The organism is Povalibacter sp., assembly GCF_036735925.1.
Taxonomy (GTDB): domain Bacteria; phylum Pseudomonadota; class Gammaproteobacteria; order Steroidobacterales; family Steroidobacteraceae; genus Steroidobacter.
Genome location: NZ_DAINNK010000130.1, coordinates 1 through 8846, shown reverse-complemented (window position 1 = coordinate 8846; position 8846 = coordinate 1). Strand labels below are relative to the sequence as shown.

Below are 8846 nucleotides of genomic sequence, written 5' to 3'. Positions count from 1 at the left end.
GGGGAAAGAAAATTTCTGTTCCGAGACCCCGTGCTCCCCGTGTCCCCCGTGGAAAATTCTCTTCTTCTTTGCCTTGAACTCCGTGGCCTCCGTGATCTCCGTGTGAAACTCTTCCCCTCCCTAAGCGACCTTGAGCACCAGCTTGCCGAGGTTCTCGCCCTTGAACAGCTTCAGCAACGTCTCGGGAAACGTCTCGATGCCCGCGACGATGTCTTCGCGGGTCTTCAGTTTGCCGGCGGCGAGCCAGCCGGCCATGTCGTGCATGGCCGGCGGATAGCGGTCGGCGTAGTCGAACACGACCATGCCGGTCATGCTGGCGCGATTCACCAGCAGCGACATGTAGTTCGACGGGCCCTTCACGCCCGCGGTGGCGTTGTATTGCGAGATTGCGCCGCAGATGACGATGCGCGCGTTGCGGGCGAGTCGCGTGAGCGCGGCATCGAGAATGTCGCCGCCGACATTGTCGAAGTAAACGTCGATGCCGTCGGGGCAGTGCTCGCGCAGCGCCTTTTTTACATCCTGCGACTTGTAGTCGATGGCCGCGTCGAAGCCGAGCTGCTTCACGAGGTATTCGCACTTCTCCGTGCCGCCCGCAATACCGACGACGCGACAGCCTTTGATTTTCGCGATCTGGCCGACCACCGTGCCGACCGCGCCCGCGGCACCGGAGACGACGACCGTCTGCCCCGGTTGCGGCTTGCCGATATCCAGCAGGCCGAAGTACGCCGTCATGCCCGGCATGCCGAGCGTGCCGAGATACACCGGCAGCGGTGCGAGGCGGCTGTCGACCTTCGTCAGCAACGTGCCCGGGACAGTGGCGTATTCCTGGATGCCGAGCGTGCCGTAGACCTCATCGCCTTCCCTGAATCCCGGATGATGCGAAGCGATCACCTTGCCGACGCCGCCCGCACGCATCACTTCGCCGATGCCGACGGGCGCGATGTACGACTTGCCTTCGTTCATCCAGCCGCGCATCGCCGGGTCGAGCGACAGGTACAGCGTCTGGACCAGGACTTCGCCGTCGGCCGGCTGACGCACCGGTTCTTCGACGTAGTTCCAGTCGCTGCGCTTCGGCAGGCCGACGGGTCGGGCTGCGAGACGGAACTGATGATTGATCTGCGTCATGTGAGGTCTCCGCTGAGGTAGGCGGAGCTTAGCCTGTGGAGCCGGCTTCAGCCGGCCTAAGAAGTGTCAGGCTGAAGCCTGACCTACAAGCCTGACCTACACCTACTCTTCTTCCTCTTCGGTATCGTCCGCCGGCTCGTCGTCCTCATCGGACGCGACGTCGCTGTCGTCCGCTTCATCGCCGCAATCGTCACCCAGCCAGCGGCCTTTCAGCGTGCCCTTCATGGTGAAGACCTCGGCGCCTTCGCCGAACTTCATGTCGAGCGTGCCGGTCATCGACTGCGGCGTCGGCGTGCTGATCTCGAGGACGCCGCTGCCCTTGCGCTCGCCTTCGCAGACCAGGCGCACTTCCTGCGCGGTGCGCGAGGTGCTGACGAACGTCTGGCGACACCCGTCCGCATTGGCGGCATGAAACGGCTGTTCGATGTCCTTCGCGGTGATGCATTCCTGCGAGACATCGCGCTCCGGCCCCTTGGCGGCCTCCGCCTTCCAGTCGGCCTGCATCTTCGCGATCTGTGCCGGCGTCAGTCGCGCCTTCAGGTCCTTCGACAGCGGCAGCGTGCCGCCCATCTGGGTCAGCGATTCGATTTCCCAGAGTCCCGTCTTCACGTTGAGGCGCTCGGCACCCGCCGCAGCGAACGAGAGCGAGACACAGGCGAACGCCGCAGCGGCCAGAACAGGTTTGCGAGTCATCTTGAATCTCCGAACTGAAGGAACGCGATCATTGTCGGCGAGGGTGCGAGTACTTTCATGCGTCATCGGAGCCACCGAAGGCGACGCCTTGCCGAGGAACGCCCGGGTCCGCGCAGACGTTTCCCACCGGAGCATCGCACACCCGGGGAGCCTCGCATGGCCGCTCGCAGCACTCGCAAATCGCCGCAGGGAAAAATCGCACAGATTGCGAATCGCACTGTCGTCCTCGGCGTCGCGCTTTCCAGTCCCGACAAACAGCTATGGCCCGGCGCGCGCGAGGAACGCGCCGTGACGAAGCTCGATCTCGCCGACTATTTCGCGCAGGTCGCCGACTGGATGTTGCCGCACCTTCAGGGACGACCGTGCTCGCTCATCCGCGCGCCCGACGGCATCGGCGACCAGATCTTCTTCCAGCGCCATGCGATGCCAGGGACTTCGAAACTGCTCACGCTCAAGAAAGTCGCCGACGACCCCAGGCCCTATCTGCAGATCGATCGCGCCGACGCGCTCATTGCCGTGGCGCAGACGGCAGGCATCGAACTGCATCCCTGGAACTGTCGCCCGGACGACCCGGAAACGCCGGGCCGCCTCGTGTTCGACCTCGATCCGGGGCCCGAGGTGGACTTCGACCGGGTGATCGAGGCCGCCAAGGAACTGCGCGTGCGACTCGATGCGCTCGGCCTCGTCGCCTTCTGCAAGACCACCGGCGGCAAGGGACTGCACGTCGTGACGCCGCTCGACAGCAAGGGCCGACGGGCCGCGAGCTGGGAACAGGCGAAAAGCTTCGCGCAGACCGTCTGCGGTCAGATGGCGCAGGATGCACCCGATCGCTATCTCATCAACATGTCGAAGAAGCTGCGTGCCGGAAAAATCTTTCTCGACTACCTGCGCAATGACCGGATGGCGACAGCCGTCGCGCCGCTGTCGCCGCGGGCACGAAAAGGCGCGCCCGTCTCGATGCCGCTCACCTGGGCTCAGGTCAAAAGCGGTCTCGATCCGTTGCGGTACACGCTGCGGACCGCGCCCGCGCTGCTGAAGCGCTCGACAGCCTGGCGGGACTACGCCGACGCCGCGCGGCCGTTGAGGCCGGCGATCAGGCAACTCCTGCAACGACCGGCGCCGTCGCGACGCGTCGCGAAAGCGCGGTCACGCGAGGCGACACGGCATACTCACGCCTGATCGACGCATTCCTTCATCGCCTGCATCGTCCGGTCATCCCCTTGAAGTACGCCGCCGTTCTGATCCTTCTTTGCGCATTCGCCTGCGACGCCGCCGCGGCGGGCCTGGTCGACGACATCAATCAGCTGCGACGCAAGGGCTGCAAGGGACGCTCGGTCGATACGCCGCTGCGCGCCGATCGCGAACTGGACGCCGTGGCCCGCGAATGGTCGCGCGGCGGACGCCTGCGCGATGCGCTGGCGAGCACGGGCTATCGGGCACAGAACTCGGCGTCGATGCGGATCGAAGGTGCCCCGAATGAAACCGCCTTGCTGCGCGCGCTCATCGACAACTACTGCGAAACGCTGACGGACCCCTCGTTCACCACCATCGGGCTCGTACAACGTCGCGGCGAAGTTCACATCGTCGTCGCCATGCCCCTCACTACCCCCGCAATTCGCGACGCGGATGTCATCGCACGCCGCGCACTCGATCTCGTCAATGAAGCGCGGGCCAAGCCGCGCAAGTGCGGCAGCACCGCCTTCCCGGCAACGACGCCGCTGCAGGCATCGGCGTTGCTGGCGCGCGCTGCACTCATCCATGCACAGGACATGGCCTCGCGAAATTTCTTCGAGCACGAAGGCTCGGACGGCAGTCAGGCCTCGAGCCGCGTCACGCGCGTCGGTTACGAATGGCGCAGCGTCGGCGAGAACATCGCCGCGGGTCCGGGCACGGCCGAGAGCGTCGTCGACGGCTGGCTGAAAAGTCCCGGGCATTGCGCCAACCTCATGAGCGACAAGTTCACCGAGATGGGGATCGCGTTTGCGACCAACCCAAAAAGCGACGCGGGGATTTACTGGGCGCAGGTGTTTGCGCGGCCGAGGAAGTAAGAGTTTCAGAACAAGAGTTTCAGAACAAGAGTTTCAGAACAAGAGTTTCACACGGAGATCACGGAGAACACGGAGGTCGGAGAAGAAGATTCTTTATTCCCCGTGTCCCCCGTGCTCCCCGTGGAGAGTTTTCTTTTCCGAGGTTCTTTTCCTGGTCCGAAACTCTCAGCGCTGAACCGAAGCGGAGGCCGAGCCGTTGGCGTTCGCGCCGGCATCGACGGCAAGACCCCCGCGTGATGCATTGGCGCGGCCGTTGGCGGAGCCCTCGCCGGAACCGCTGATGACGGAGGTCAACGGTGCGGACGGTTCCGTCGTGCTGGACGGAGTCCGCAGGACGTCGAGCGGCGCACCGTCAGCGGCCGGTGTCGCACTTTCCTGCGACGAGGATGTGAGAGTCGACAGGTTCGACGTACCCGAACCCTTCAGCGCGGCCTGCGTCGAACTGGCGTTCGTCGCAGCGGATGTCGTACGAGCTTTCACATCCTGCACCGTCGATGCGCTGCGCTCGCGGACCGTGCCCGCGGTGTCGCGCACGCGTTCGGTCGCACGATCGGGCAAGCGCGTGGCGCGATCGAGGCCGCCGGTATCGAGACGTCCGCCGAACGAGCCGTTGCCGCTGCCCTGCGTCATCGCGCCCACATCGCGCATGCCGCCGGACAGGGTGCCGCCCAGTCCGCCCGTGAGACTGCCACCCAGCACTTGAGCATTCACTGATACGGCCGCCAGCATCGCTGCCATCGAAACGCCGACACGAATGAAGTTCTTCATGAGTTCCTCCTCGATGGCTGCAGCCAATCTGCAGCCTTTGCAAAGAGGACGACCGGCGACGGCGATTTCTTCCCGGACGAATCAATTTTCGTCGATGCGCAGTTCTGCGCCGACCAGGCCTTTGCCATAAATCCGGTCGGTTCCCTTCGCTCCGAGATCCTGTGCGTGCGATGCGAGCAGCGCGAGCGCCTGTCCTGCCTGCTTCACATCGGGCGTCGACAACCGCCGCGCCAGCAAACCGGCAACGAGCGGCGCAGCGAACGATGTACCGCGCACGCTTGCATAGGTCTGCTGCAAGGTCGCTGCACGCAGGTCCGCACCCGGTGCGGCGAACCTCACATGCGAGCCGCGACACGCTTCGAGCAGCACGCGATTGCGTGCATCGACGCCTGTCACTGCAACGACGCCGGGATAGGCCGCGGGATAGAGCGCTGGCGAAGCTGGTCCGTCATTGCCGACGGCGGCAACGATGAGATGCCCGCGGGCGATCACCAGGCGCACGACCTGCTCCAGCATCCTGTTCGCCGGACCGACGAGGCTCACATTGATGACGGGCACGCGCTCGCGTACCAGCCAGCCGAAAGCATTCACGACGGCGTCGACCGCGCCGCCGGTACCGAGCCCACAGTAGACATCGGCGCTGTAGAGCTGCGCGCCCGGCGCAGCGCCGCGAAAATCGCTCGCGGAACCGACGAGCAGCGAGGCCACGGCAGTGCCATGCGCGCTCGGTATCGGCGCTGCACAGCCGTGCTGTTGCAGTCGCGCATGAACCAGCGAGGGATGCGAACCGTCGACGCCGCCATCGATCAGTCCGACCCGCGTATCCGGAAACCGCAGGGCCGGCGACTGCGGACCGTCGACTGCAGTCGTCTCTGCCGCGCCGCTCTCCATATAGAGATGATTGAAGTCATACGTACCCTGCGGATCGTTGCGCTGCAGTTCGCGCAGGGCGCGACGGGTCGACATCCCGGCGGGCGCACGCAGCACCACCGTCGTGATGTCGAGCCCTTCGATCTCGTTGCGGCGGACCACGGTATAGCCGGCAGCTTCCGCCTTGCGCAGTGCCTCCGGCGATGGCGACAGCGCGACGATCTCGCTGCGCACGACGGGCGCGCCGCGCGGATCCGCCTCCAGGACGGTCCGGTTGGTGCGCAGCAGATCGCGAATCCGCAGGCGACGCAGTTCGCGCAGCTGTTCAGGGCTGGCCGCATCGAGGGTGCGGTTCACATCGACCGGCAACTGCACGGGCAACTGCGGCAGTTGCACCTGCGGCAGCGCGACCTGGGCGTCCGCCGGCCGCGGGCTCATGCAGGCCAGGCTCAGTGCGAGGATGGGCAGGAACTTCGGCGACATCATTCGACTATACGCACGAGACTGCCGAATCCATCCGCCCCGCGACCGCCTGCATTCGATTTGCTACCTTCCGGATCAAATCGCCCACCCGGTTCGTATTCCTTCGAGACAGATGCCCGCTTCGGTCGACCAGATCCGCGACCTAATCGTCACGACGCTGCCGCGCCTGCGGCGGTTTGCGCGCACGATCACGCGCCATCCGGCCGATGCCGACGATCTGGTACAGATCGCCATCGAGCGGGCCCTGCTGCGGTTCGAGCAATGGCGGCCGGAATCGAAATTCGAGAGCTGGATGTTCGGGATCATTCGCAATGCGTGGATCGATGAAGTGCGTTCGCGGCAACGTCACGATCGTGTTTTTCTGCCGGAGGAAAGCGGCGAGCGCGTGGGCGATGCGAGCAGCGAGGCGCAACTCAACCGCCTATCGATGCAGCGCGCATTGCTGGCATTGCCCGAGGAGCAGCGGATGGCGGTGGCACTGGTCCTGATCGAAGGGCTTTCCTACAAGGAGGCGGCCGACGTGCTGGAAGTGCCGATCGGCACCGTGACCAGTCGCCTGGCACGCGGACGCGAAGCGCTGCAGAAGAGCCTGTCGTGAGAACACTGCGATGACATTCGACGATGCAACCCTGATGGCCTACGCGGACGGCGAACTGGACGCCGATACGCGCCGCCGGATCGAAGCGGCGATGGCGAGCGATCCGACGATTGCGGAGACCATCGCGAAACACCAGCATCTGAAGCGCGAGCTGCAGGCGGCGTTCGATACGCAGTTCGATGGCGATGTTCCCGAGCGGCTGCTTACCGCCGCACGGACGGCGCCGGCCGCTGCCGCGACGGTGACCGACATCGCCAGCGCACGCATCGCACCGGCCCGGCGCCGCTGGTCGCTTCCCGAATGGAGCACCATCGCCGCGAGCCTGCTGCTCGGCGTCGTCATCGCACGCCTGCCGTGGAAAGGCGAGGAACCGCTCCTGGCCGGCGATGGCCGCATGACCGCGAGCGGCCCCCTGGCCGCCGCGCTCGACCGGCAGCTTTCCGGCGTACGCGTCGAAGGCTCCGGCATCCACATTGGCTTGAGCTATCGCGCGAAAACCGGCGAGTTCTGCCGCACGTTCGCGATGTCGGAAACATCCGATATCTCCGGCATCGCCTGCCGCACGCCGGACGCATGGCGCGTCGTCGCACTGGCCAGCAGCGAACCTTCCCAATCGGACGAACGCTACCGGATGGCGAGCACGACCGTCGCGCCGATCATCCTGCAGGCAGTGCAGGATTCCATCGATGGCGATGCATTGGATGCGACGGAGGAGACGATCGCGCGGGATCGCGGGTGGCGATAGATGAAGAATCGAGAGCCGCGAAAGGCCGCATAAAAGAATAAAAAAGATGCAGGCTCTCTTCTGAAACCCTTCACCTCTTTATATGCGGTCTTTGCGGCTCTCCTGGTCTTACTTCTCCAACAGACTACGCAGCATCCACGCCGTCTTCTCGTGCAGCTGAATGCGCTGCGTGAGCAGATCCGCCGTCGCTTCATCGCCGGCCTTCTCCGCCACCGGGAAAATGCGGCGCGCGGTACGCACGACCGCTTCCTGGCCTTCGACCAGCTGGCGAATCATGTCTTCGGCCTTCGGCACGTCCGTGGCTTCCTTGATCGTCGAGAGCTTGCCGAACTCGGCATAGCTGCCCGGCGCGAACGTACCCAGCGCGCGGATGCGTTCCGCGATCAGGTCCACCGCCGTGGACAGCTCGGTGTACTGCGTCTCGAACATCAGGTGCAGGGTCTGGAACATCGGTCCCGTGACGTTCCAGTGGAACTTGTGGGTCTTGAGGTAGAGCGTGTAGCTGTCGGCCAGCAGGTGCGACAGGCCCTCGGCCACTTTGACGCGCTGTTTTTCCGGAATGCCGATATCGATTTTCACGAGCGATCTCCTGGATCGTTTTTCTGGATGACTCAACCGTACGCCGTCCGCTTTGTCGCCCGCAACAGCTGCTGGCAATCGATGGCAGCGATGCCGTCGATGATCAGGCGGGGTCGTGGCACACGGCCTCGACATTGTGCCCGTCGGGATCGAGCACGAATGCCCCGTAATAGTTCGGATGGTAGTGAGGACGCACTCCCGGCGGTCCGTTGTCACGACCACCAGCTGCGAGGGCGGCCTGGTAGAAGCGGTCGACCACGTCGCGGCCGGCCGCGCGAAACGCAATGTGGATGGGTGGAACATTCGGCTGGCCGCTGCCGATCCAGAAGTCGGGTTTGGGCGGCACGCCGAAGCCCGCGCCCTGAAATCCGCCGGTTTCTTCGGCCGTCACTTCCATCACCACCCGATAGCCCAGCGGTTCGAGCGCGGCGACATAGAACGCCTTGCTGCGGGCGAAATCGCTGACGCCGACGCCTGTGTGATCGATCATGGCCGCGGGCTCCTTGCATGGGGATGCCCGACTCTAGCGCATCCACCAGGCGTCGCGATTGTCTCGCCGTGCCGTGATTTGCGTTCGGGCGCGTCCGCGCGGCTCCTCTACAATCCGGTCCATGGACAACAACAATGAAGCGGATGCCGCGCCCCGGCGCAGGTTCCGCAAACGCTGGATCCTCTGGGGGTTCGTGGGACTGTGGTCCGCGGTGGGCCTGTGGAATACGGTACGTCCGATGCCGCCGGGCACGGACGTGCGCACGGCGCCGGTCGCGCTGGATCCGGCCAGCGTGCAGTTCCTGACCGATCTCACCTGGAACGATCCGCGCGGACAGAGCCTGCGCGAGCAGCGGATCTTCGATGAGGTCCTGCGCATCGTCGATGAGGCCGAGACGTTCATCGTCGCCGACTTCTTCCTGTTCAACGACCTCATGGGCGCGGCCGA

The 8846-nt window shown here is 64.9% G+C and carries 9 protein-coding genes and 2 pseudogenes; 5 read left to right on the top strand and 6 right to left on the bottom strand.

The genetic code is table 11. From position 1 onward, the window contains the following. Positions 1 to 120: 120 nt before the first annotated feature. Entirely contained in the window at positions 121 to 1125 is a 1005-nt protein-coding gene (locus V7D81_RS22380) for an NADP-dependent oxidoreductase (RefSeq protein ID WP_324320498.1), read from the bottom strand. Between the two features lie 102 nt (positions 1126 to 1227). Next, positions 1228 to 1818, bottom strand: a complete 591-nt coding sequence (locus V7D81_RS22375) for a DUF3617 domain-containing protein (protein ID WP_324320496.1) — start codon at positions 1816 to 1818, stop codon at positions 1228 to 1230. Between the two features lie 126 nt (positions 1819 to 1944). Here V7D81_RS22375 and ligD point away from each other — a divergent pair. Continuing rightward, positions 1945 to 2997 (top strand): annotated as a pseudogene (ligD, locus tag V7D81_RS22370) (non-homologous end-joining DNA ligase); the annotation flags it as partial. 41 nt (positions 2998 to 3038) lie between these two features. Next, positions 3039 to 3866 (top strand): CAP domain-containing protein, encoded by an 828-nt coding sequence (locus V7D81_RS22365; RefSeq protein WP_324320493.1) that lies wholly within the window; start codon positions 3039 to 3041, stop codon positions 3864 to 3866. A gap of 165 nt (positions 3867 to 4031) precedes the next feature. On the opposite strand, the gene V7D81_RS22360 is transcribed toward V7D81_RS22365, so the two are convergent. Both V7D81_RS22360 and V7D81_RS22355 read right to left on the bottom strand, forming a co-directional pair. Continuing rightward, positions 4032 to 4634 (bottom strand): hypothetical protein, encoded by a 603-nt coding sequence (locus V7D81_RS22360; protein ID WP_324320491.1) that lies wholly within the window; start codon positions 4632 to 4634, stop codon positions 4032 to 4034. Positions 4635 to 4715: 81 nt separating this feature from the next. Further along, positions 4716 to 5987, bottom strand: a complete 1272-nt coding sequence (locus V7D81_RS22355; RefSeq protein ID WP_324320489.1) for a S8 family serine peptidase — start codon at positions 5985 to 5987, stop codon at positions 4716 to 4718. 112 nt (positions 5988 to 6099) lie between these two features. On the opposite strand from V7D81_RS22355, the gene V7D81_RS22350 reads away from it, so the two are divergent. Both V7D81_RS22350 and V7D81_RS22345 read left to right on the top strand, forming a co-directional pair. After that, complete coding sequence (locus V7D81_RS22350; protein ID WP_324320487.1) at positions 6100 to 6585, top strand: RNA polymerase sigma factor; 486 nt, start codon at positions 6100 to 6102, stop codon at positions 6583 to 6585. 10 nt (positions 6586 to 6595) lie between these two features. Next, complete coding sequence (locus V7D81_RS22345; protein ID WP_324320485.1) at positions 6596 to 7330, top strand: anti-sigma factor family protein; 735 nt, start codon at positions 6596 to 6598, stop codon at positions 7328 to 7330. A 108-nt stretch (positions 7331 to 7438) separates the two neighbouring features. Here V7D81_RS22345 and V7D81_RS22340 read toward each other — a convergent pair whose 3' ends face one another. Together V7D81_RS22340 and V7D81_RS22335 are read right to left on the bottom strand one after the other, a co-directional pair. Then, complete coding sequence (locus V7D81_RS22340; protein WP_349257723.1) at positions 7439 to 7903, bottom strand: Dps family protein; 465 nt, start codon at positions 7901 to 7903, stop codon at positions 7439 to 7441. Positions 7904 to 8012: 109 nt separating this feature from the next. Next, on the bottom strand, positions 8013 to 8399 hold the full coding sequence (locus tag V7D81_RS22335; protein WP_324320481.1) for a VOC family protein: 387 nt from the start codon (positions 8397 to 8399) through the stop codon (positions 8013 to 8015). A gap of 121 nt (positions 8400 to 8520) precedes the next feature. Between V7D81_RS22335 and V7D81_RS22330 the strand changes: the two are divergent. Continuing rightward, positions 8521 to 8846 (top strand): annotated as a pseudogene (locus V7D81_RS22330) (hypothetical protein); the annotation flags it as partial.